This is a genomic window from Mesorhizobium sp. M0496 (assembly GCF_040321205.1).
Taxonomy (GTDB): Bacteria; Pseudomonadota; Alphaproteobacteria; order Rhizobiales; family Rhizobiaceae; genus Mesorhizobium.
The window spans coordinates 1-22232 of sequence record NZ_JAMYRC010000040.1 but is presented as its reverse complement, the minus strand read 5'-3'; the positions used below and the strand labels follow the sequence as shown (position 1 = coordinate 22232).

Below are 22232 nucleotides of genomic sequence, written 5' to 3'. Positions count from 1 at the left end.
GGGTACCCGGTCCGATCCATCCCGACTGGCCGGCAATGAAAATCGAAACGAGAGGATCTGACATGAAATTCATCAGGACATTGATGGCCGCCGCCACGGCGCTTGCCGTTACCGCCTTCGTGGCGCCCACCTTTGCCGCCGACGATCCCGGCCCGGCCGCCTACGCACAGGCACTCAAGGGCAAGCGTGTCATGCTGGTGCCGCTGGCGATGGGCTTCGACCTGGCGCAGGGTTGGGCGCACTATCTGAAGACCGAAGTCGAGGCCTGGGGCGGCGTGTTCGAAACGCGCGACCCGAACTGGGTCGTCGATGCCGGCGCGCAGGCGATCACCGACGCCATCTCGTCGGACACCAGGCCGGATGTGCTGATCATTCACGCGCCTGACCTCAATTCCTATTCCAAGCTGATGAAGAAGGCGCAGGCCGCCGGCACTTATGTCATCCTGGTCGACAATCCCGCCAACTTCCCGGCCGACGCCTTTATCGGCAGCGACTGGGATCGGCTTGGCCAGCTCGAGGCCGAAGCGGCGATCAAAGGCTGCGGCGAAAACTCGTCGAAGAAGATCGGCTTGGTGCAGGGCGATCAGGCCAATTCGTCGAGCCTCTATCAATATGCCGGCATCATGAAGGTGCTGGACAAGCATCCCGACTTCAAGGTGGTGGCCAAGCCGGATTCAAACTGGGACGCGACGACGTCGCGCAACGTGACGACGACGATGCTGCAGCAGAACCCGGACATCTGCTCGATCATCGACTTCTGGGATGGGGACGCCACCGGCGCATCCGCCGCGATCCGCGATGCCAAGCTCGACGGCAAGGTGTTCCTGGTCACCACCGGCGGCGGCGAGAAGGCGGCCGACTGCGACAAGCTGCAGGACGGCACCTACGGCGCCGTGGTGATGACCGATCTTGCCCGCCAGTCGGGCGACATGAACGCCATCATCAAGTTCCTGCTGCAGAGCGGCCAGCCGGCCGGCACCTCGCACACCTACATCTACACGCTGGAGAAGGCGACGACCAAGGCCGACCTCAAGCCCGACAGCTGCTGGGACCTGAAGGCGCTGCAGGCGCAAGCGGCGGCTGCAAAGTAAGCCGAACTTTTTGACTGAAGTATCAACGAGGTGGCCGGAACGACCCGGTCACCTCGTTCCCTCATGGAATAGCAGCAGCCGATGTCCTTTCGCGAACGCCTCCAGTCCTGGCGCTACAATCTCGTGCCCGACCATGTCGTCGGCGAGATCCTGACCAAACGCTGGACCGACAACGCCATTCCGTTCCTGGCGCTGGTGGCGACGCTGGCAACTTTCGGCTCGATCATTCCCGGCTTCTTCAAGCTGACGGCGCTGCAGGAATCGACCCGGCAGCTCGGCGAATTCTCGATGGTGGTTACCGGCATGACAGTGGTGATGCTGGGCGGCGGCATCGACCTGTCGGTCGGCTCGATCTTCGCGCTGTCCTGCTTCTCCGCCGTCTATGTCTTCTTCATCCTCGAACAGTCGATCTGGCTGGCGATGGCTGCTTCGCTCGCCACCGGCCTCGTCTTCGGCGCCATCAACGGCTATCTCGTTGGCTATCTCAGGCTGCGCGCCTTTCTGACCACGCTGGTCACATTCATCTTCGGGCGGGCGCTGTTCGACATCCTGATCACCACCTACGCCGCCGATGTGCAGCTCTCGACCGCCACATCGGACGTGCTCGACTTCATCGGAGACAGCACCTTCTGGGGGCTCTCCGTTTCGGTGTGGCTGGCGATCATCCTCGCCATCGTCACCCATATCGCGTTGACGCGTTCGCGGCCGGGCTGGCACGTGCTGGCTGTCGGCGGTTCCAGGCGCTCGGCGCACAATGCCGGCATCCGCGTGCGCCGCACCGTGTTCATGACCTATGTCTTCTCCGGCTTCTGTGCCTCGATCGGCGGTTTCCTCATCGCCTGCCGGCTGAGTGGGGCAGGGCCGGGCACCGGCCTCAACCTCGAGATCATGGCGCTGACGGCGGCGGTGGTCGGCGGCGTCAGCCTTGGTGGCGGCCGCGGCTCGGTGATCAAGGGGCTGATGGGCGCCATCATCGTCTTGACCATGACCAACGGGCTGATCCGGCTGGGCTACGGCACCGGCACCAACCAGATGGTGCTCGGCATCATGCTGGCGGTGGCGGTGACCATCGACATCCGCTGGCTGAAGAACCGCCACAAGGTGCTGAACGAGGTCTATGTCGCGCCGGTCTATCTGAAGATGGGCGAAACGCAGTCGGCCGCGCCCGGCTCCGGCACATCATACGAACTCGACAACAGGCTGTCGGCCGCCGACCATATCGGGCTTGGCGAGCTGGAGGGGCCGGAAGACGTCATCCTCGACCGCGACGACAATCTCTATTGCGGGACGCGCCATGGCGAAATCGTCCGCTTCTTCGCGCCAGACTATGTCAAATCGGAAGTATTCGCCCACATCGGTGGCTTCCCGCTGGGCCTCGCCTTCGACAAATTGGGCAATCTGATCAGTTGCGTCGGCGCGATGGGGCTCTATTCCGTCTCGCCTGACCGGGAGGTCAAGCGCCTGTCGGCCGAAACGTCGCGCTCGTGGACCTCGATCGTCGACGATGCGCGGCTGCGCGATCCCAATGACTGCGACATCGCACCCGATGGCCGCATCTATTTCACCGACTCGACCAAGCGTTACGACGCCCATGACTGGGCGCTGGATTCGATCGAAAACCGCGCCACCGGCAGGCTGCTGGTCTACGATCCCAGGGATGGTTCGACGAAGACTTTGCTCGACGGCTACCGCTATACCAATGGTGTGTGCATGGCGCATGATGGCAAGTCGCTGTTCTTCGCCGAAAGCTGGGCCTGCCGGGTGCATCGCTACTGGCTGGAAGGGCCGAAGGCTGGTACCGCCGAGTGCGTCATCCGCGACATGCCGGGCTACCCCGACAACATCAACCGCGCCTCGGACGGCAATTACTGGATGGCGTGGCTGGGCATGCGCACGCCGAGCTTCGACCTGTCGCTGCGCCATCCCGATATGCGCAAGCGCATGACGCGCCGGTTGCCGCAGGACGAATGGCTGTTCCCCAACATCAACACTGGCGGCGTGGTGAAATTCAACGAGAAGGGCGGCATCGTCGAGGCGATGGGCGACCTCACCGGCGGCGCGCACCCTATGGTCACCTCGATGCGCGAGCACAAGGGTTTTCTGTTCGTTGGCGGTATCCTCAACAACCGCATCGGCCGCTACAAGATTGCCGGCGCCGACCCGAACTGGACCAGCCCCGCTTCTTATTGGGGGGCAAGGCCATGATCCTTGATCCCGTGCTCGACCTGTTTCGCGGCAAGGCGGTGACCATCCCGCCGCTCGACGGCGCTTTTCGGCCCAATACGCGGCTGGACGATGCGCCGGCTTTTGCCGAACTGACGGAGCCGGACAATCTGCTGGTTTCTGGTGGTGGGCTGCTGGCCTCCAGCGGCAACGCAATCTATTCGCTTGCTGCCGGAACCGAGCCCAAGGTTGTCGAAACCTTTCCGTCTCCCGTCACGGCGCTGGCGCTGTCGCCATCCGGCGAACCGACCGTGGGGCTTGAAAGCGGCAAGCTGCTGATATCAGGCAAGGAGGTTTCATTACCGGCTGATCTCAGCTGCATCACCGCACTTGCCTATGCGGATGATGGCACGCTGTGGCTGGCCAATGGCTCGGCCGAGCACGCGCCCTCGCAATGGGCCGCCGACCTGATGAGGAAGGGAGCGTCCGGTTCGCTTTGGAAGCGGGATGCGGCAGGTGGCGGCTTCCGCAAAGTGGCCGGCGACATCGCCTTCCCCTATGGGCTCTATCCCGTCGGCAGGGATGTCCTGGTCAGCGAAAGCTGGCGCCACCAACTTGTCCGCTTCGATAGCGCGGCGGGCAAGCGCTCGACGGTGCTGACGCATCTGCCAGGCTATCCCGCGCGCCTGTCGCCCTCCGCCGATGGCGGCGCCTGGCTGACCCTGTTTGCGCCGCGCAACCGGCTGATCGAATTCGTGCTGCAGGAGACGCACTACCGCCAGGACATGCTGAGCCAAGTGCCGCCGGCCTACTGGATCGCGCCCGCGCTGGCCTCCAGCCGCAGCTTTCTCGAACCGCTGCAATGTGGCGGCATCCGCACCATGGGAATCCACAAGCCATGGTCGCCGAGCCGCTCCTACGGGTTGGTGGTAAAGCTCGACCAAGACATGCAGCCGCAATTCAGCCTACACAGCCGCGCCAACGGCACGCGCCATGGCATCTGCAGCGTGGCGGAAAAGGACGGCATCCTGTTCATCGCCTCCAGGGGCGGCGATTGCGTGCTGGCTGTCGACCTCGCGTCGGGAGGTTTTTGATGGAACCGATCGTTCGGCTGGAGAATGTCACCAAGAATTATCGCGGCGTGCCGGCGGTGAAGAACGTCAGCTTTGAGCTGCGCAAGGGAGAGATCCACGCGCTGCTCGGCGAGAACGGCGCGGGAAAATCGACGCTGACCAAGATCATTGCCGGTGTCGTCGACGCCACATCAGGCAAGATGTTCCACAAGGGCCAGGAGATCGCCTACGCATCGCCGCATGCGGCCCTGGAGGCCGGCATCGCGATGGTGTTCCAGGAGACCAGCCTGGTGCCGTCGATGACGGTGGCGCAGAACCTTTATCTCGGCACCGAAAAGTTCCTCAACCGGTTGCGCGGCACCTATATTTCGGCCCAACAATTCCTGCAGTCGCTGAACTTTCCGGTCGACCCGAACGCCATGGTGGCGACGCTGGGTGCCGCCAAGCGGCAGATGGTCGAGATCGCGCGCGCCGTCCACCACAATGCCGAGATCATCATCTTCGACGAGCCGACGGCGACGCTGACGCCGGAGGAGAAACGCCATTTCTTCGCGCTGATCCGCCGGCTGAAAGCGAACGGCGTCTCCATCGTCTTCATTAGCCACGCTCTGGAAGAGGCGCTGCTGATTGCCGACCGCATCACCATCCTGCGCGATGGCGAACTGGTGATCACAGATGACACATCGGCCTTCGACCGCGACCGGATCGTTGCCGCAATGGTCGGGCGTACCCTGTCGGGGCAGATCTACCGCCAGCGCGACGAAGCCAAGCTGCGCAAGGCAGGCAAGAAAGTGCTGTCGGTGCAGGACATCTCGATGAGCAATGTCGTGCGCAACACGTCGTTTTCTATCTTCGAGGGGCAGATCACCGGCGTGTTCGGGCTGATCGGCTCCGGCCGCACCGAGACCTTCAAGATCGTTTCCGGCATCTACAAGCGCGATTTCCTGCGCGGCGGCGCCATCGAGCTGGACGACAGGCCGGTGCGCTATCTCGTGCCGAGCGAAGCGGTGGCCGACGGCATCGTCTATGTCACCGAGGACCGCAAGAGCGAAGGCATCTTCGAGACGATGGGCATTGCCGAGAACCTGTTCGGCGGGCTGCTGGCGGCGGGCCGCGAAAAAGCGTGGGTGATCAACGCGCAAGAGATGCGCGTGCTCTCGGCGGAATGGACGAAGACGCTGAACATCAAGGCGATCAACGACAATGCCCGCGTGGTCGAGCTGTCCGGCGGCAACCAGCAGAAGGTGGTGATCGGCAAGGGCCTGGTGCAGAAGCCGCGCATCGTCATCTTCGACGAGCCGACGCGCGGCGTCGATGTCGGCGCGATCGCCGAGATCCACCAGATTATCAACCGTCTGGCCGACGAGGGCCTCGCCGTCGTCGTCATCTCGTCCTACCTGCCGGAGATCATGAACCTGTCCGACCGTATTCTTGTCTGCAGGCAAGGGCGTATTGTGGAGGAGTTTTCGCCGGCCGAGGCCACGGAGGAGAAGATCATGTACGCGGCCGTGCATTAGGTTTCTGGCTGGTGCGTACGTCGATAATTGGCCAAAACGTCCATCCCTTCGTCATCCACGGGCGAAGCAAGGAGCGTAGCGACGCGGCGCAGACCCGAGGATCCATGCCGGGACTCCGTAGCGCTGCTGCGGTGCAGAATTCTGCTCCGCTGCACTCTTCGGCAGAGGTCACGGAATGGATCCCAGGGTCTTCGCGACGGCGCTTCGCGCCTGCTTCGCCCTAGGATGACGAAGTTTAGGTGCCTCGGCTAATCTTCAACGCTATTGCGCGCCAGAAACTGAGTCAAAGAAGCGGTTAGCCGCCTTTGCTCGAAACTTGATTTAACGTTCATCGATCGAAACGAAAGGATCACGCATGGCCACCACAAGACTTCTCAGCGATGCCGAGGTGGAGAAAATCCCGGCGGTGAAGGCCGTGTTCGACGACATCCGCGCGACGCGCAAATCCGATTTCGTCAACAATTTCTGGCGTGGGCTGGCCAATGATCCGCCGGCGTTGAAGCGGATCTGGGAACAGCTGAAGGTGGTGATGGTCGCCGACAGCGCCATCGATCCGCTGACCAAGGAAATGATCTACATCGCGGTGTCGACCGCCAATGGCTGCTCGTACTGCGTTCACTCGCACACCGCCGCTGCTCGTGCGAAAGGCATGACCGATGCGCAGCATGGCGAGCTGGTGTCGATCATCGGACTCGCCGGCCAGACCAACCATCTGGTGACCGCGATGCAGATTCCGGTCGATCCGCAGTTCGAGGTGAAGTGAAGGGTGCCTATACCGGCTGGTAAACCTTCTCCGCCGTGTTCCAGAAGATATCCGCCTCCGCCGCCGCACCATGTTTCGCCACCGCATTGCGGTGCGCCTTGATCAGTTCGGCGTGGCTGGTCCACAGCTTTTCAATCGGGAAGTTCGAGCCGAACATCAGATGGTCGGCGCCCAGTTTCTCGATCGCATTGTCGACGATATAGGCAATCAGAGCTGGGTCGTTGCCGTGGACGAAGGTGCCGAGGCCGGAGAGCTTGGCGTAGAGATTGGGCGCCGCCGAGAGCGTGCGCAGGCCTTCCTTCCAGGCTTCGGTGGTTTCCGGCTCCATGCCGGTCAGCATTCCGGCATGGGTGAGGATGAAGTTCGTCTCCGGGTTCTCGCCGACCAGCGTCAGGCCGTCCTTTATCTGAGCAGGGAAAAGCTGCAGATCGAAGGACAGGTCATAGTCCTTCAGGCGCGCTACATTCGCTCGCACCTTGCGGTCTATGACCTGATCGGCCGAGGCGGCGAAACGGAAGGCCGGCGTCTCGTGCCAGTGTAGTTGCATGCGCACGCCGCGCAGCAGCGGATATTTTTTTAAGCGATCGATCTGGGGCCTGATGTCGTCGACGGTCATGTCGGTATAGCCGACGATGGCATGCGGCCAGCCGGTCTCGTCAGCGGTCTTCTGCAGGAAGGCGACTTCCTTCTCGAAATCCTCCTTGGCCCAGTTGGTCTGGACATAGACGGCCTTTTCGACGCCGGATCCCTTCTGATCGGCCAGAAACTCCTCGATCGGATAGTCGCGGCGGATCGGCTCGTAAGGGCCGAAGATGCGCGGCACCATCGGGCCGACCAGCCACGGCTGATCCTTTTGGCGCCAGATGTGGAAATGCGCGTCGATTGCTTTCTGCATCACGAAACCCTCTTCCAGATTGCAGCCGCCGCCGGGGCAGGGCGGGCGAGCGACAGGATGAAATCGGTGAGGCCGGCAAGCGACGAACCGTCGACCAGATCGTCGAGGTCAGGCAGGATGGCACGCAATGCCGCCGTCGCCGGCCGGAAGCGCGGATCGCCGGCCAAAGGTGTGGCCAGCGACAGCCGGAAGGCGCGGGCCCTTAGCCGCCGCATCGCCATCTCCAGCTCGCCATGATCGCCGCGCTCCAGCGCGTCGGACAGGATGACGACCGCTGCACCGCGCGCGAAGGCGGAAAAGCGCGGCACCGACAGGAAAGCGAGCAGCGTCGGTCCCATGCGGGTGCCGCCGTCCCAGTCGTCGACCTGGGCGGCGGCGCGGGCCAATGCCTGGTCGCGGTCGCGAATGCGCAGCGCCGACGTGATGCGGGTCAGCCGCGTGCCGAAGGTGAAGATCTCGGCCCGGTCCGCGCCTTGCACGGCGGCATGCGCGAGCTTCAGATAGTCCGCGGTGTGCAGCTTCATCGAGCCGGACACGTCGATCAGGATCAGCAGCTTGCGCGGCACGGTCTGGCGGCGGCGCAGCAGCGGTGAGGGGACATCGCCATCGGCGCTGACGATTTCGCGCAGCGATCGGCGCAGATCGAGCTTGCCGCGCGAATGGGTGCGCACGGTGCGGAACGAGCGGCGGGCGGGCAGGGCCGAAGCGAGCTTGTGGCGGAAAGCGGCAAGGCCGTCATCGTCGCGCTGGAAGTCGCGGCTGCTCAGTTGCTCCAGGGCAGAGGACAGCTCGCCGCCCTCTTGCTGCCGGTCGGCTTCGATCTGCTGTTCGTCGGCGCCGCCATCGTCCTTGATGCGGGTTTCCTCGTCCGCGTCGCCTTCGACCACCGCGGATATATTGCCGTAGAAATGGCTCTGGAAATGCGCCTCGAATTCGTCGCGACGGTCGGGCGGCGGCGCTAGCGTCGCGAGCGCTGCCTCGCGGATGTCGGCCATCGAGCGCGGCCCGAGCAGCGTCACCGCCTGCATGAAGCCGGAGACTTGTTCGGGCGCTACAGCAAAGCCGTAGCGGCGCAGAAGGCGGCCGAAGCCGAGCAAGGGGGTGGCCGCGCGGGGTAAGCTCTCCTCTCCCCGTTCACGGGGAGAGGATGCCGGCAGGCAGGTGAGGGGCGGCGCCAACGTTCGAGGTTCGCGCTGCCCCTCATCCGCCCCTTCGGGGCACCTTCTCCCCGTGAACGGGGTGAAGGGGTCGTTGAGGTCCCGGCTCACGCCAGCGCCTCCTCGACAATCCGGCCAAGTTCCGGCGCTATGTAGGACAGATCCTCCTCGTCCTTGATGAGCACGCCGATGGCGCGGCGGAAGGCTTCCGGCCACGGGCTGCCGCCTTTTTCGAGGATGGTGGCGGCATTGGCCCATTCGACCGCTTCGGCGATCCCTGGCGGCTTTGCCAGCGGGCGAGCCCGGATGGTCTGTACGGCTGCCGTCACCGCGCGTGCGGTGGCTTGCGCCACATTGCCGGCGCGCAGCATGATGATGGCGGCCTCGCGCTCGGCGTCGGGATAGCCGATCCAGTGATAGACGCAGCGGCGGCGCAGCGCCTCGGCGAGTTCCCGAGTGCGGTTCGAGGTCAGGATGACGATCGGCTGTGCTGCGGCGCGGATGGTGCCACGCTCGGGAATGCTGATCTGGAAATCGGAAAGGAATTCCAGAAGCAGCGCTTCGAATTCATGGTCCGAGCGGTCGATCTCATCGACCAGAAGCACGCGCTGCTCGGGCGCCTTCAGCACCTGCAGCAGCGGCCGGGCGATCAGGAAACGGTCGTCGTAGATGTCGATCTCATGCTCGCCGGCATGGCGGATGGCGAGCAGCTGGCGCTGGTAATTCCATTCGTAGAGCGCATGCGCGGCGTCAATGCCTTCGTAGCATTGCAGCCGCACCAGATCGCGGCCGAGCAGCGCGGCGATCGCCTTGGCCGCTTCCGTCTTGCCGACACCCGGCGCGCCTTCGAGCAGCAGCGGCTTGCCCAGCCGGATCGCCAGAAAGATGGCGGTCGAAAGGCTTTCATCGGCCAGATAGCGCGAGGCGGCCAGATGCCGCGCCACCACCTCCGGCGAGGTCGCGACAGTCTCGGCGCTTGTCCCGGTCATTTCGGCCCTCAGCTTACCGCTTGCGCCTTCAGCGCGCGCAGGATGCGCTCCGGCGTGATCGGCAGCGTGTCGATGCGCACGCCGACGGCGTCGAAGACCGCATTGGCGACGGCGGGGATTTGCGGGTTGGCGCACATTTCGCCCGGTCCCTTGGCGCCATAGGGTCCGTCCGCCGAGGGACGCTCAAGAACGATGATCTCGGTTTGCGCAAGATCGCCGGGGCCGGGCATCAGATATTGGTTGAAGTCGGTGCCGCCATGGTCGCGGTTGGGGTAGTAGGGTTCGGTGGTCTCGTAGAGCGCGTGGCTGATGCCCATCCAGGAGCCGCCAACCAGCTGCTGCTCCACCATCTTCGGGTTCAACGCGCGGCCGATCTCGAAGATGTTCTTGACCGTCAGCACGGTCACCTCGCCGGTCTCGTCATCGACCTCGACCTCGGCCACGGTGCAGGCATGCGCGTAGCAGGTCGACGGCTTCATCGCGCCGGTTTCCTTCTCTGGATAGGAGCGCGGGATCAGGAACATGCCGCGGCCGGAGATCGAGCGGCCGCGCTTGAAATGCGCCGACAGCGCGACATCGAAGATCGAGATCGACTTCTGCGGCGCGCCCTTGACCAGGATGTTGCCTTGGCCGTCGGTCTCGAGGTCGGAGGCATTGACCTCCAGTTCCTCGGCCGCCACCTCCAGCATCACCTGGCGGGCTTCCCTGGCGGCCTGGATGACGGCATTGCCGGCGCGGTGCGTGCCTCGCGAGGCGAAGGTTCCCATGCAATGCGGGCCGGTGTCGGTGTCGGCGGTGTCGACGACGACGCGGTCGGTCGGCACGCCGATCGTCTCGGCGCAGATCTGCGCCATGATCTGCTTCATGCCCTGGCCGAGATCGACGCTGGACAGCGTCACCATGAAATTGCCGGTCGGCGTCGAATGCACCAGCGCCTGGGTCGGGTCGCCGCCGAGGTTCATGCCTGTGGGATAATTGATCGCGGCGACGCCGCGTCCGCGCCTGATCGCCATCTCAAACTCCCTTCACGTAGGAGGACATCGCCATGAATTTCTCCGCCACCGGCCAGTTGGCGGCGCGCGAGGCTTCCTGCATGCACTCGATCAGCGCTGCGCCCTCGGTCGGCTGGCGGTGCGCCTTCATGTCGCCGTCGCGATAGGCGTTGATGAAGCGGAATTCGAGCGGGTCCATGCCGATCAGCCGCGCCAGCTTGTCCATCTGCACCTCCAGCGCGAAGTCGCCAATGGTGACGCCGAAGCCGCGCATGGCGGAGGAGGGCGTGCGGTTGGTGTAGACGCAGTAGGTATCGATCCAGACATTGGGGATCGTGTACGGGCCGGGATAGTGCCCGGCGCCTTTCTGCGCGCCGTAAGGCGAATGGCGGGAATAGGCGCCGGCATCGGTGTAGCCGGTGACCTTGCGCGCGACGATACGGCCGTCCTTCATGACGCCGTCCTTGATGACGACCTTTTCGGCCGCGCGAGGTGACGATATCTGCATCTCCTCCTCGCGGCTGTAGATAAAACAGACCGGTCGCCCGGTTAATTTTGCGCCGAGGATGGCGATCGGCTCGACGATGACGTCGACCTTGCCGCCAAAGCCGCCGCCGACGGTGCCGCCGACGAAATGCAATTTGCTGCCGGGCATCTGCAGGATGATCGAGGTGTTGTCGAGGGTGAAGAACATCGCCTGCGTGTTGGTGTAGCAGGTGAAGCGGTCATTGCCTTGGGGCGCGACGACGCAGCCCGTCGTCTCGGTGGGCGCATGCTCGATCGGCGAGGACTGGTAGCTCTGCTCCAGGATGTGGTCGGCGCCGGCGAAACCCGCCTCGACATCGCCGAAGCGCACCTTGCGGCACTCGCCGCTGTCATAGAGGTAGTAGTTCTGGCCGTGGTACTCATTGACCAGAGGCGCGCCGGGCTTCAGCGCCTCTTCCATGTCGAAGACGGCTGGCAGCACCTCGTAGTCGACCTTGACCTTGGCGGCAGCCTCTTGCGCGGCGCGCTCGGTCTCGGCCAGCACCGCCACCACGGCCTCGCCCTTCCAGCGCACCTTGCCGTCGGCCAGCACGGTTTCGTCCTCCGGCCCGATCTGGATCAGGATGAGGATGGTGTAGACATTGTGCGGCACGTCCTTGGCGGTCAGAATTTTCACCACGCCCGGATGCTTTTCCGCCTCCGAGGTGTCGATCGAGCGGATGCGGGCATGGTGATGCGGGCTGCGCACCATCTTCAGGTGCAGCATGCCGGGGAAGTTGCGGTCAGCGAAAAAGGCGGTCTTGCCGGTGACATGGCCGGGCGAATCCGAGCGTGGCCTCGGCTGGCCGATCTCGTGCAGATCGTCCTTGCGGACATCGGCGAAGTAGCTCTTGCGCAGTTCCATTCTTTTGTTCCCTCAGAGCATGATGCCGAAAAGTGTGAAGCGGTTTTCGGACGACATCATGCTCTATCTCTTTGATTTAGAGGCGGATTCAGATTTCAGGTCGAATCGACCTGAAATCATCCGGCTCTAGGCCGCGTTCTGAGAGTTGGAACGCGCGGCGGTCAGCACCGCCTGGATGATCGGCTCGTAGCCGGTGCAGCGGCAGATGTTGCCCGACAGCGCCTCGACCACCTCATCGCGGCTGGGGTCGGGCGTGTGGCCGAGCAGCACCTTGGCGGCCATGATCATGCCCGGCGTGCAGAAGCCGCATTGCGTGGCGAAGGCGTCGAGGAAGGCACGCTGCAGCGGGTGCAGCACGCCGGCTTCCGAAAGCCCCGACGTCGTGGTGATGGCGGCACCGTTACAGGTCTCGGCCAGCGTCAGGCAGGAGAGCCTGAGTTCGCCGTCGATGATGACCGAGCAGGCACCACAAGTGCCCTGATGGCAGCCGCCCTTCGGCGAGGTGTCGCCAATCTTGTCGCGCAAGGCGTGCAGCAGCGTCGTGCCGCTGTCGACGAATTCGGCCGTTTCCGCGCCGTTGAGCGTGAACTGAACCGGAACCTTTGCCATATTTTCCCTCCCAGCGCGCCTGCCCGAACCATCGGACAGACGCGGGCCCCCGAACGAAATATTATGCGATCAACAGCCGGCCGAGATGGACCGGCAGCACTTCGTTGCGATACCAGGCGCTGGCAATCGGATCGGTGATCGGCGAGGTGCCCTCGACCGCGACGGCCAATGCCGGCGCGATGCCGTCCCTGGTCAGGCTACGGCCGATCAGCGCTTTTTCCGCCGCTTTGGCACGCATTGGCCGGTCCGCCATGCAGCCCAGTGCAATCCGCGCCGAAGACACGGTGCCACCCGGCGCCAGTTCCAGAACGCTGGCGATACTGAGCACCGAGACGCCCTTGGGCTTGATCCGCGACACTTTCAGGAAGCGGAAACTGTCGGCCTTCGGAAGCGTGAAGCTCACGGAAGTGATGATGGCGCTGCTGCCTTCCCGATTGGCCAGGAAGGTCTCGATCGGCGTTTCGCCGTCATCGGCGCCGACAATGGCGTCGAGCGCCAGCAGGACAACAGCGAAATCGCCATAGGGAGCCGGCGCGAACAGATTGCCGCCGACGGTCGCCATGTTGCGGACTGCCGGGCCACCAACGGCGCGGGCGGCCTTGGCAAGGTCGCCGAGGTCCGGATGGCGGGCGATCGCCGCCATGGTCACCGAAGCGCCGATGCGGACCTTGCCGCCAGCGACAGCGATGGTGGACAGCGACGGCTCGGTCGACCTGACAAGGCCGGAGACCGAAACATCGCCTTCATTGGCGGCGCGGACCACGAGTGTACCGCCACCGAGATAGCGAGTGCCAGCGGCTTTCAGCGCCGCGTTGGCGTCCTTAACCGTTGCAAAAGTCTGCAGTGCTAGCGCCATGGCTTGGCTCCTGTCAGCTCTGGCCGGCAAAATGGCTTTTCAGGGCGTTGAAGCCGCCCTGAAAAACATTGGCGCCCATGCCCTCGGCCAGCTTGTCGGCTTCCTCGGGTGCTGCGTCGAAGCTGGCGGTCCATTCGGCATAGGTGCGGTCGCCATCGGTGACGCGACGCAACTGCAGCGTCGCCTTGTGGTTGGTCAGCGGTTGCGGAGTTTCCAGGATTGAATAGCTGACGAGGAAATTCTGATCGGAGAAGTCGAGCAGCTTTTCGCGGATACGTGCTCCGCTGGCGAGCTGGAAGTTGCGCACGCAGCCTATCGTCGAAGCGTCCTTGCCGTCCTCGATATGGCTTTCCACCATGCGCGGATGCCAGCCAGGCAGACCGTTGAAATCGCGTACGCGCGCCCAGACCTTTTCGACCGGCGCGTCGATAACGCTGGAGATGGTGACTTTCGCCATATGGATATTCCCTTGCAAATGCGACAGCTGGGCAAGGGTAGGGCGGCCATTTCAGGGACGCTTATCAATGCGTCTTGAACGCCTATCAAGGAGTCTGAAAAAGGGTGGCGGCGGTCGGTTCAGGCGATCGCCCGCGCGGCCTCGCGGTAGAGCGTCGGCGGCACGCCGACATGGTCGCGGAAGAAGCGCGAGAAATTGCCCTGTGTGGTGAAGCCGAGATTGCAGGCGACCGAGATCAGCGGCTCCTGCGACCACTGCAACTGCCGCACTGCTTCCTCCATGCGCAACGTGTTCCAGTACACATTGGGGGTCAGATTGGTCTGCTCCTTGAACAGTGCGAAGAAATGCGGCCGCGACAGGCCGACACTGCGCGCCACGTCGTCGAAGCAGATGCGCTCGCAGACATTGGCCTTCATCAACTGGATCGCCTTGCGGACACGGAAATCCTGCATCGTGTTGATGCGAACACGGGCCTCCTGCGGCGCCGAGGCGTCGTCGGCGTCGAGCACTGAGTCGATGAAACGCTCGATCTCGTAATTGGCAATATCGTCGACGCTCTCATTGTCGCTGAGATGGTCGAGCAGATTGGCGGCGGCCTGATGCAGCCAGGGCTCCAGCGTGATCGCGGCTTGCGCAAACAGCGGCGCGGACGCAGGCAGGTCGCGGCGGCGCCGCGCCCAGTCCGGATCGATGTAGAAGGCGAGAAACAGACCGGGCGTCCCGTTTTGCGACAGAACATGGCTGTGCGGCTGGAAGGAGTTGATGCCGGCGGCTGTGTCGGGTCCGAGCCGCACGGTCTCGCGGCCGATGGTCATCTCCCCGGCCGTGCCTTCCAACCAGATGATCAGATGCGCCTCGACATGGGCATGGGTGACGAAGTCGCTTGCGACATTGAGGACAGAAACATGTCCGAACCGGCCCCAGTAGAGCCTGATCGCTTCCGTCATGGGTATTCCTCCCGCAGACGACTGGCCTCCCTTCGCCTGCAACGGGGATAGTGCGGCTGAGTTTGGGCCTGCGTCAAGACGGGCGTTCGTGCCGAGCGTGGAGGACGGCTGATGCGGGCGGATTTTCAGACTGAGCGATAGGTTTCCCCTTCTCCCACAAGAAGGGGAAGGGAAGAGCGCCCCCTCAAACAGAAGCCGTCATGCCGCCATCGACGTAAAGCGTATGGCCGTTGACGAAGGAGGATGCGTCGGAGGCGAGGAACACGGCGGCGCCGATCAGTTCGTCGACATTGCCCCAGCGCCCGGCGGGCGTGCGCTTTTCCAGCCAGGAGGAAAATTCCGGATTGTCGACCAGCGCCTGGTTCATCTCCGTGCGGAAATAACCGGGCGCGATCGCGTTGATCTGCAGGCCGTGTTTGGCCCAGTCGGCGCACATGCCCCGGGTCAGGTTCCTGATCGCGCCCTTGGTGGCGGTGTAAGGTGCGATGTTGGGCCGGGCCAGCTCGCTCTGCACGGAACCGATGTTGATGATCTTGCCCTTGCCGCGCGGGATCATGTGGCGGGCGACCGCCTTGCCGGCATGGAAGGCGCCCGACACATTGGTCTTGAACAGCCGCTCCCATTGCTCCTCGGGAAAATCCTCGAGCGGGGCGCGGAACTGCACGCCGGCATTGTTGATGAGGATATCGATGGCGCCGATCTCGGACTCGATTCGGGCAATGTCCGTGTCGACCGTCTGAAAATCGGTAACGTCGAAGGTCGAGGCGTGCGCCTTGAAGCCGGCGGCACGCAGCTTTTCGACGGCGCCGTCGATCCTGGCGGCATCGCGGCCGTTCAGCACCACGCTCGCCCCGTGTTCAGCGAGACCGCGAGCCAAGGCAAAACCTATGCCTTGGCCAGAACCGGTAATCAGCGCAAGCCGCCCATCGAGGCTGAAAAGGGAGCTTGTCACGGACTGTTTTGTCGTTTGACCATGATCTCTGGGCAAACGGTTCCGTTTGTCCGAGAAAACCGGTTTCCACTTTTCGGGATCATGGTCTTAATCGCTGCGGCGGAAATTGCGGATGCGGTCGAACAGCACCGCCAGCAGGATGGCGCCGCCGATGAATACGCCTTGCCAGAAGGCATTGATGCCGAGAAGGCCAAGACTGTTGCGGATCACTTCGATCAGGGCGGCGCCGACGATGGCGCCGAAGGCAGTGCCGACGCCCCCGGCCAGATTGGCGCCGCCGATGACGGTGGCGGCGATCACCTGCAACTCCATGCCGGTGCCGAGATTGGTGGTGACGGCGCCCAGCCAGCCGGTCTGGATGATGCCGGCAATGCCTGCCGACAGCGCCGAGATCATGTAGACGGCAACCTTGATCTTGCGCACCGGGACGCCGGTCAGCGTCGCCGCATGTTCGTTGCCGCCAATGGCGAAGATATGCCGGCCGAATTTGGTCCAGCGCAGGATGAAGCCGGTGATCAGCGCCAGAACGATCATGTAAAGAACCGGATTGGCGATCCCGAACACCCAGGCGCCGCCGCCCAATGCCAGCAGTTTGGCGTGGTCTGGCCCGAACTGGAAGACGACGGTGTTGTTGGAGGCGACCATCGCCAGGCTGCGGGCGATCGACAGCACACCGAGCGTCACCACGAACGGTGGAAAGCCAAGGTAGGCGATCAGGACGCCGTTGAAGGCGCCGATGGCGAGCGCGGTTGCGATAGAGGCCAGAATGCCGACCTCGATCGAGTAGCCGGCATGCATGGTGACGGCCAGCACCATCGATGACAGGCACAGCACCGAGCCGACCGACAGGTCGATGCCGCCGGTGATGATGACGAAGGTCATGCCGAGCGCGATGATAGCGACGAAGGTGATGTTGCGGGTAATGTTGTAGAGGTTTTTCGACGTGGCGAAGGCGTCGGTGGCAAACGATAGGAACAGGCAGGCGAGGATGACGGAGATCACCACCCAGAAAGTCTGGCTGGCAAACAGCCTTGCCAGCAAGGATTGCTGCTTGTGCTCGATCGGCTGGTCAATTGTCAGTGCCATCGTTGACCTTCATCTGCTGTCATAGTGAAAACGCTTGAAATCAAACCTGTTCGATGGCGCCGGTAATCAGCCCGGTGACTTCCTCGGGCGAACTCGACGCAATCGTCTTGTCGGCGACCTTGCGGCCGCGCCGCATGACGATGACGCGGTCGGCGACGGTGAAGACATCCGGCATGCGGTGGCTGATCAGCACCACGGCGATGCCCTGGTCGCGCAAATGGCGGATCAGGTTCAGCACCTCGGCGACCTGGCGCACCGAAATTGCGGCCGTCGGTTCGTCCATCAGCACGATCTTGGCCTGCGACAGCATGGTGCGGGCAATCGCCACGGCCTGGCGCTGGCCACCCGACATCTGCTTGACGAGGTCGCGCGGACGGGTCTCGGACTTCAATTCGGCGAAGAGCTGGCCGGCGCGCTTGTACATCGTCGCATAATCGAGGATGCGGAGCGGCCCTAGGCCGCGGCGCAATTCGCGGCCGAGATAGACATTCGCCGCCGCGGTCAGATTGTTGCAGAGCGCCAGATCCTGATGGACGATCTCGATGCCGTGCTGGCGGGCTTCCGCCGGCTTGTGCAGGATCAATTCCTTGCCATCCATGTGCATGGTGCCATGGCTCGGGCGGAAATTGCCGGCGATCATCTTGACCAGCGTCGACTTGCCGGCGCCGTTGTCGCCCATCAGGCCGACCACCTGTCCAGGCTCGATCGACAGCGAAACGTCATTGACCGCCTGGATGGCGCCGAAATGCCTTGAGATGTTGGTGAGTTCGAGAACCGCCACCAGCCTTTACCTCCCGTGCCTTGCCTGCTTTTCCGGTGGACCGGGCGCAGCTTTCGCCACGCTTTTCCAGCTCCTCCCGGAAACAGCGCTGACCTGCATCTACGCGAATGCCTGCGCAGGCGTCAATTGTCAGACGAATAAGAATTGGCGATAGTCACGGAAATGCGGCCGGGGGCTGTTGCGAGACGGGGTTGAATCTTTCGAAAAATCAGTTTTGTAGGACAAATGGCATTGACGTTGGCCGCGAGCCGAGATTAGCTGAGCTTCGGAGGATTAAATCAATATACCGATCCCATGCCGGCCTGCCGCGCGGGATTATCAGAGGATTGTCGGTCGTTGCCAGTCAGTTTTCGATCTGGCTGACCGAAATGAAAATACTTATCGGCCTGGCGTATGACATGAGCGCTCGCACAACGACCCTCTGTCATCACGCATCCGGTCGATCTGTGTGGCGGGCACGCCGTGTCCGTCTGTTTCCAAGGGAGGACTGACATGAGGAAAACACTTTTGCTCGCCGCCGTCGCCGCCATGGCGCTTGGCGCCGGGCCGGCTTTGGCCAAGAAACAGCTCGTCATTGTCGTGAAAGGTCTCGACAATCCGTTCTTCGAAGCCATTCACCAGGGTTGCGAGAAATGGAACAAGGAAAACGCCAGCTCGGAATATGAGTGCTTCTACACCGGCCCGGCGTCGACTTCCGATGAAGCCGGCGAGGCGCAGATCGTCCAGGACATGCTGAGCAAGGCCGACACCGTGGCGATGGCGATTTCGCCGTCCAACGCCCCACTGATCGCGCAGACGATCAAGACCGCCAATCCGACGATCCCGATCATGACGCTCGATGCGGATCTCAGCAAGGAAGATGCAGCCCTTCGCAAGACCTATCTCGGCACCGACAACTATCTGATGGGTCACAAGATCGGCGAGTACATCAAGAAGGGCAAGCCGAACGGCGGCACGATCTGCACGATCGAGGGCAACCCGGCCGCCGACAACATCCTGCGCCGCGCCCAGGGCATGCGTGACGCACTGTCGGGCAAGGAGGGCCTTGCCGCACTTGCCGGTGAAGGTGGCTGGACCGAAGTTGCCGGCTGCCCGGTATTCACCAATGACGACGGCGCCAAGGGCGTGCAGGCGATGACCGACATCCTCGCCGCCAACCCCAAGCTCGACGCCTTCGGCATCATGGGCGGCTGGCCGCTGTTCGGCGCGCCGCAGCCCTATCGCGATCTGTTCGGACCGCTCAAGGACCGGATAGCCAGCAACGACTTCGTCGTCGGTGCCGCCGACACGATCGGCGACGAGGTGGCGATCGCCCGTGACGGCCTCGTGACCGCGCTTGTCGGTCAGCGGCCGTTCGAAATGGGCTACAAGGCACCGTCGGTGATGATCGACCTGGTCGAAGGCAAGGCCGTCGCCGATCCGGTGTTCACCGGCCTCGACGAATGCACCAAGGACACGGTCGACACCTGCATCCAGAAGTAGGTTCTCGATTTCGGGGCGCCCGGCAACGGGCGTCCCGTCACTCCTGAACGGGACGCAATGGTTGGGGCAACAGGCTCCGGCTTTCGCGCGTCCATGGTTTGGATTTTTCGGCAACGAGATCGGCGCGCCGCGTAAAGTTCGGACCTGTCCGGATGATAGGCGGCCGACGCATTGGAATGTGGATGCCGGACGAGAAGTCAAACAAACGCGCCGACCGGCCCATGGCACACGCCAGCCGCCATCCGGGCGTCATGCGGGTTACTGGTGCCGCGCACTTTCCGGGAGCGAGCGTTCATGTCTCGCTGGCCGGTGAAATTGGGCTGCGGATCGTGCGTGGCGACTATCCGCCCGGCACCATCCTGCCCAACGAAGCCAAATGGGCCGAGATCTTCAATGTCAGCCGTTCTGCGGTGCGCGAAGCCATCAAGATGCTGATGGCGAAAAGCCTGTTGGCATCGCGGCCCAAGATCGGCAGCTGGGTCGAGCCTAAGGAGCGCTGGAACCTGCTCGACCGCGACGTGCTTGCCTGGTACGCGACGGCGCCCGACCGCGAGGCTTTCCTGCGCACCGTGCAGGAGTTTCGTCACATCATCGAGCCGGAGGCGTCGGCCTTTGCCGCCACGCGGCGCAACGACGAACAGATGGCGGAGATCAGCCAGGCCTGCCGCGAAATGGGCGAGGCCTTGAGCCTGCAGGAGCGTATCCGTGCCGACACGCGTTTTCATCTGGCCATCCTTCGCGCCTCCGGCAACGACCTTCTGGTGCCGCTCGGCGTGTTGATCGAGTCGGCGCTCGATCATCTCTTCGCGTTCACGACGCAGCAGGTCAGCGACCAGCGGCAGGCGCAGAAGCTGCATGAAGCGATCGAGAAGAACATCCGCCTGCGGCGTCCAGCCGCGGCGCGCAACGCTGTGCACAAGCTGCTTGAAAACACCGACGATGGGATAGGACGGTGGAGGCGGTGATCGGCACCTGCGCCTGGCAAGCACTCAGATCGTTTGCTTCTTGCCATCCTTCATTGGCATCAGGTCGACGCCGTTGACCTTGCCGATATGGGTTGCCAGCATCGGCACGAATTGCTCGGCCGGGCCGGTGGCATGGGCGCCGGCGAAGGAGTTCTTGGTCGCGTTGCCGAGCGGGTTGGCGATGCCGGCCGCACCCGCCATCGATTCCAGATAGGTCAGGTCCTTGAAGGCATTGGCGATCGAGAATTTGTGGGCGTCGCGCTCGCCCTCCAGCGTCCAGCGCATGAAGGTCTGGTAGAAGCCGCAATCCATGCGGCCGTTGCGGATGACGCTGTCGAAGCGCGGCGGCGAGATGCCGACTTTCTGCGCAAGCGCCAATGCCTCGGCATAGATCGCGGCGTAGCCGAGCGAGATGAAATTGTTGAGCAGCTTCATGCGGTGGCCGTCGCCGGTGTCGCCGATATGGACGATGCGGCCGGCCCAGGTTTCGATCACCGGTTTCACCCTGGCAAAGAGAGCGTCCGGCGCGCCGACCATGGCGTCGAGCGTGCCTTCCCAGGCTTCCTTCGGCGTGCGGCTCAGCGGCGCGTCGACGAAATCGACGCCGAGCGCCTTCAGTTCCGCTGCCAGTGCCACCGTCGAGACTGGATCGGCGGTCGAGCAATCGACGACGACCGAGCCCTTCTTCAAACCCTCCTTGAGGCCGCCTGGGCCACGAATGATCGCTTCGACCTCGCGTGAGCCGGTGACGCAGATGAAGACGATTGTCGATGCCGCCGCCACATCGCGCGAGGTCGATGCTTCAGTGGCGCCGCGGCCAATAAGGTCTTCCGCCGGCTTGCGGTTCTTGCGGCCGAGAAAGGTCAGGCTGTAGCCCTTGTCGACGATGTTCTTGGCGATCCCGTGCCCCATCAGACCAAGGCCGATGAAGCCGATCTTTTCGCTCGCGGCAGTCGTATTCATGTCTTCAAGTCCTGTTGCAATGATTGATGTCAGGCGCTGCCGTTTTGCAGGCGAGGTGGTTGCGGATGGCGATATTGTCTGACAATACACATAAATCCCAGATGATGTGGAGAGCAAAATGACGAAGCGGATCATGTTCACCGGCGGCAGCGGCAAGGCCGGACGCCATGTCGTGCAATATCTGGTGGAGCAGGGCTGCCAGGTGCTCAACATCGACACCAAGCTGCTCGACAATCCCAAGGTGCGTACGCTGATCACCGACATCACCGACAGCGGGCAGGTGTTCAACGCGCTGTCGAGCTATATGGGCCTGCATGAATTCGACCCGTCGCTGCGCCCGCAGCCGGTCGATGCGGTGGTCCACTTTGCCGCCATCCCGCGCATCATGATCACCACCGACAACGAAGTGTTCCGCATCAATGCGCTCGGCACCTACAATGTCATCGAGGCGGCGGTGAAGCTCGGCATCCGCAAGGTTATCATCGCCTCGAGCGAGACGACCTATGGCCTCGTCTTCGCCAATGAGCCGCGTGATCCCAAATATTTCCCGCTCGACGAGGAGTACGATGTCGATCCGATGGACAGCTACGCACTGTCCAAGGTCGTCAACGAGAAGACGGCTCGCGCCTTTGCGCAGCGCGATGGCACCGACATCTATGCCTTGCGCATCGGCAACGTCATCGAGCCGCACGAATATTCGCTGTTTCCAAAATGGTTCGCCGATCCGGGGTTCCGCAAGCGCATCGCCTGGAGCTATGTCGACGCGCGCGATCTCGGCCAGATCACGCTGCGCGCCATCGAGAAGGACGGCCTCGGCTATCAGGTGTTCAACGCCGCCAACGACGATACCTCGTCCGATTTGCCGACCGCCGAACTCTTGAAGCGGTTCTATCCCGGCGTACCGGTCAAGGCCGAACTCAGCGAATACGAGACGCTGCTCTCCAACCGCAAGGCGCGCGAGGTGCTCGGTTTCCGCCCGGAGCACAGCTGGCGCAGATACGTCAAGCAGGCCTAGGCATGTCGATATTCAGGTGATGCCGGCCTGCGAATGACGGCTTTCTGCGCTTCCGGTGCTCATATGTGGACGGCCCCCTGCTTGCAAGT

At 63.2% G+C, this 22232-nt stretch carries 21 protein-coding genes; 8 read left to right on the top strand and 13 right to left on the bottom strand.

All coding sequences use genetic code 11. From position 1 onward, the window contains the following. Positions 1-62: 62 nt before the first annotated feature. From NKI73_RS26630 to NKI73_RS26610, 5 genes are all read left to right on the top strand, one after another. Positions 63-1091 carry a sugar ABC transporter substrate-binding protein gene (locus NKI73_RS26630; RefSeq protein WP_352634053.1) on the top strand — a complete coding sequence of 343 codons (1029 nt, stop codon included), beginning with the start codon at positions 63-65 and terminating at the stop codon, positions 1089-1091. Positions 1092-1172: 81 nt separating this feature from the next. Further along, positions 1173-3296, top strand: a complete 2124-nt coding sequence (locus NKI73_RS26625; RefSeq protein WP_352634051.1) for an ABC transporter permease — start codon at positions 1173-1175, stop codon at positions 3294-3296. Beyond that, complete coding sequence (locus NKI73_RS26620) at positions 3293-4348, top strand: NHL repeat-containing protein (RefSeq protein ID WP_352634050.1); 1056 nt, start codon at positions 3293-3295, stop codon at positions 4346-4348. Before NKI73_RS26625 ends, NKI73_RS26620 begins: the two co-directional genes overlap by 4 nt. Further along, positions 4348-5844 (top strand): sugar ABC transporter ATP-binding protein, encoded by a 1497-nt coding sequence (locus tag NKI73_RS26615; RefSeq protein WP_352634048.1) that lies wholly within the window; start codon positions 4348-4350, stop codon positions 5842-5844. The genes NKI73_RS26620 and NKI73_RS26615 overlap by 1 nt, the downstream gene beginning before the upstream one ends. Before the next feature lie 355 nt (positions 5845-6199). Then, complete coding sequence (locus NKI73_RS26610; RefSeq protein WP_109661016.1) at positions 6200-6607, top strand: carboxymuconolactone decarboxylase family protein; 408 nt, start codon at positions 6200-6202, stop codon at positions 6605-6607. 7 nt (positions 6608-6614) lie between these two features. Here NKI73_RS26610 and NKI73_RS26605 read toward each other — a convergent pair whose 3' ends face one another. The 12 genes from NKI73_RS26605 to NKI73_RS26550 all read right to left on the bottom strand — a co-directional run bounded on the left by NKI73_RS26605 (position 6615) and on the right by NKI73_RS26550 (position 17718). Next, a complete protein-coding gene (locus NKI73_RS26605) occupies positions 6615-7502 on the bottom strand; it encodes an amidohydrolase family protein (protein ID WP_352634105.1) in 888 nt (295 codons plus the stop codon). Next, complete coding sequence (locus NKI73_RS26600) at positions 7502-8599, bottom strand: vWA domain-containing protein (protein WP_502909610.1); 1098 nt, start codon at positions 8597-8599, stop codon at positions 7502-7504. The genes NKI73_RS26605 and NKI73_RS26600 overlap by 1 nt, the downstream gene beginning before the upstream one ends. Before the next feature lie 167 nt (positions 8600-8766). Next, a complete protein-coding gene (locus NKI73_RS26595) occupies positions 8767-9648 on the bottom strand; it encodes an AAA family ATPase (protein ID WP_352634046.1) in 882 nt (293 codons plus the stop codon). Positions 9649-9656: 8 nt separating this feature from the next. Further along, positions 9657-10661, bottom strand: coding sequence for a xanthine dehydrogenase family protein molybdopterin-binding subunit (locus NKI73_RS26590; RefSeq protein ID WP_352634044.1), 1005 nt, complete (start codon positions 10659-10661; stop codon positions 9657-9659). Between the two features lies 1 nt (position 10662). After that, positions 10663-12030, bottom strand: coding sequence for a xanthine dehydrogenase family protein molybdopterin-binding subunit (locus tag NKI73_RS26585; protein WP_352634043.1), 1368 nt, complete (start codon positions 12028-12030; stop codon positions 10663-10665). 126 nt (positions 12031-12156) lie between these two features. Next, positions 12157-12639, bottom strand: coding sequence for a (2Fe-2S)-binding protein (locus tag NKI73_RS26580; RefSeq protein ID WP_352634042.1), 483 nt, complete (start codon positions 12637-12639; stop codon positions 12157-12159). Positions 12640-12700: 61 nt separating this feature from the next. Next, positions 12701-13495 (bottom strand): FAD binding domain-containing protein, encoded by a 795-nt coding sequence (locus NKI73_RS26575; protein WP_352634040.1) that lies wholly within the window; start codon positions 13493-13495, stop codon positions 12701-12703. A 13-nt stretch (positions 13496-13508) separates the two neighbouring features. Continuing rightward, on the bottom strand, positions 13509-13952 hold the full coding sequence (locus NKI73_RS26570) for an SRPBCC family protein (RefSeq protein WP_352634039.1): 444 nt from the start codon (positions 13950-13952) through the stop codon (positions 13509-13511). A gap of 119 nt (positions 13953-14071) precedes the next feature. Continuing rightward, positions 14072-14899 carry an AraC family transcriptional regulator gene (locus tag NKI73_RS26565; protein WP_352634037.1) on the bottom strand — a complete coding sequence of 276 codons (828 nt, stop codon included), beginning with the start codon at positions 14897-14899 and terminating at the stop codon, positions 14072-14074. Between the two features lie 184 nt (positions 14900-15083). Then, positions 15084-15851: an SDR family oxidoreductase gene (locus NKI73_RS26560; protein ID WP_352634035.1), complete on the bottom strand. Its 768-nt coding sequence runs from the start codon at positions 15849-15851 to the stop codon at positions 15084-15086. 87 nt (positions 15852-15938) lie between these two features. Beyond that, a complete protein-coding gene (locus NKI73_RS26555) occupies positions 15939-16937 on the bottom strand; it encodes an ABC transporter permease (RefSeq protein WP_352634033.1) in 999 nt (332 codons plus the stop codon). Positions 16938-16977: 40 nt separating this feature from the next. Beyond that, positions 16978-17718: an ATP-binding cassette domain-containing protein gene (locus NKI73_RS26550; protein ID WP_352634031.1), complete on the bottom strand. Its 741-nt coding sequence runs from the start codon at positions 17716-17718 to the stop codon at positions 16978-16980. A 492-nt stretch (positions 17719-18210) separates the two neighbouring features. Between NKI73_RS26550 and NKI73_RS26545 the strand changes: the two genes are divergently transcribed. Both NKI73_RS26545 and NKI73_RS26540 read left to right on the top strand, forming a co-directional pair. Continuing rightward, complete coding sequence (locus tag NKI73_RS26545; protein ID WP_352634030.1) at positions 18211-19200, top strand: sugar-binding protein; 990 nt, start codon at positions 18211-18213, stop codon at positions 19198-19200. A 221-nt stretch (positions 19201-19421) separates the two neighbouring features. After that, positions 19422-20165, top strand: coding sequence for a FadR/GntR family transcriptional regulator (locus tag NKI73_RS26540; RefSeq protein WP_352634028.1), 744 nt, complete (start codon positions 19422-19424; stop codon positions 20163-20165). 24 nt (positions 20166-20189) lie between these two features. On the opposite strand, the gene NKI73_RS26535 is transcribed toward NKI73_RS26540, so the two are convergent. After that, positions 20190-21128 (bottom strand): NAD(P)-dependent oxidoreductase, encoded by a 939-nt coding sequence (locus NKI73_RS26535; RefSeq protein ID WP_352634026.1) that lies wholly within the window; start codon positions 21126-21128, stop codon positions 20190-20192. 118 nt (positions 21129-21246) lie between these two features. Between NKI73_RS26535 and NKI73_RS26530 the strand changes: the two genes are divergently transcribed. After that, positions 21247-22143, top strand: coding sequence for an NAD-dependent epimerase/dehydratase family protein (locus NKI73_RS26530; RefSeq protein ID WP_352634025.1), 897 nt, complete (start codon positions 21247-21249; stop codon positions 22141-22143). Positions 22144-22232: the final 89 nt, after the last annotated feature.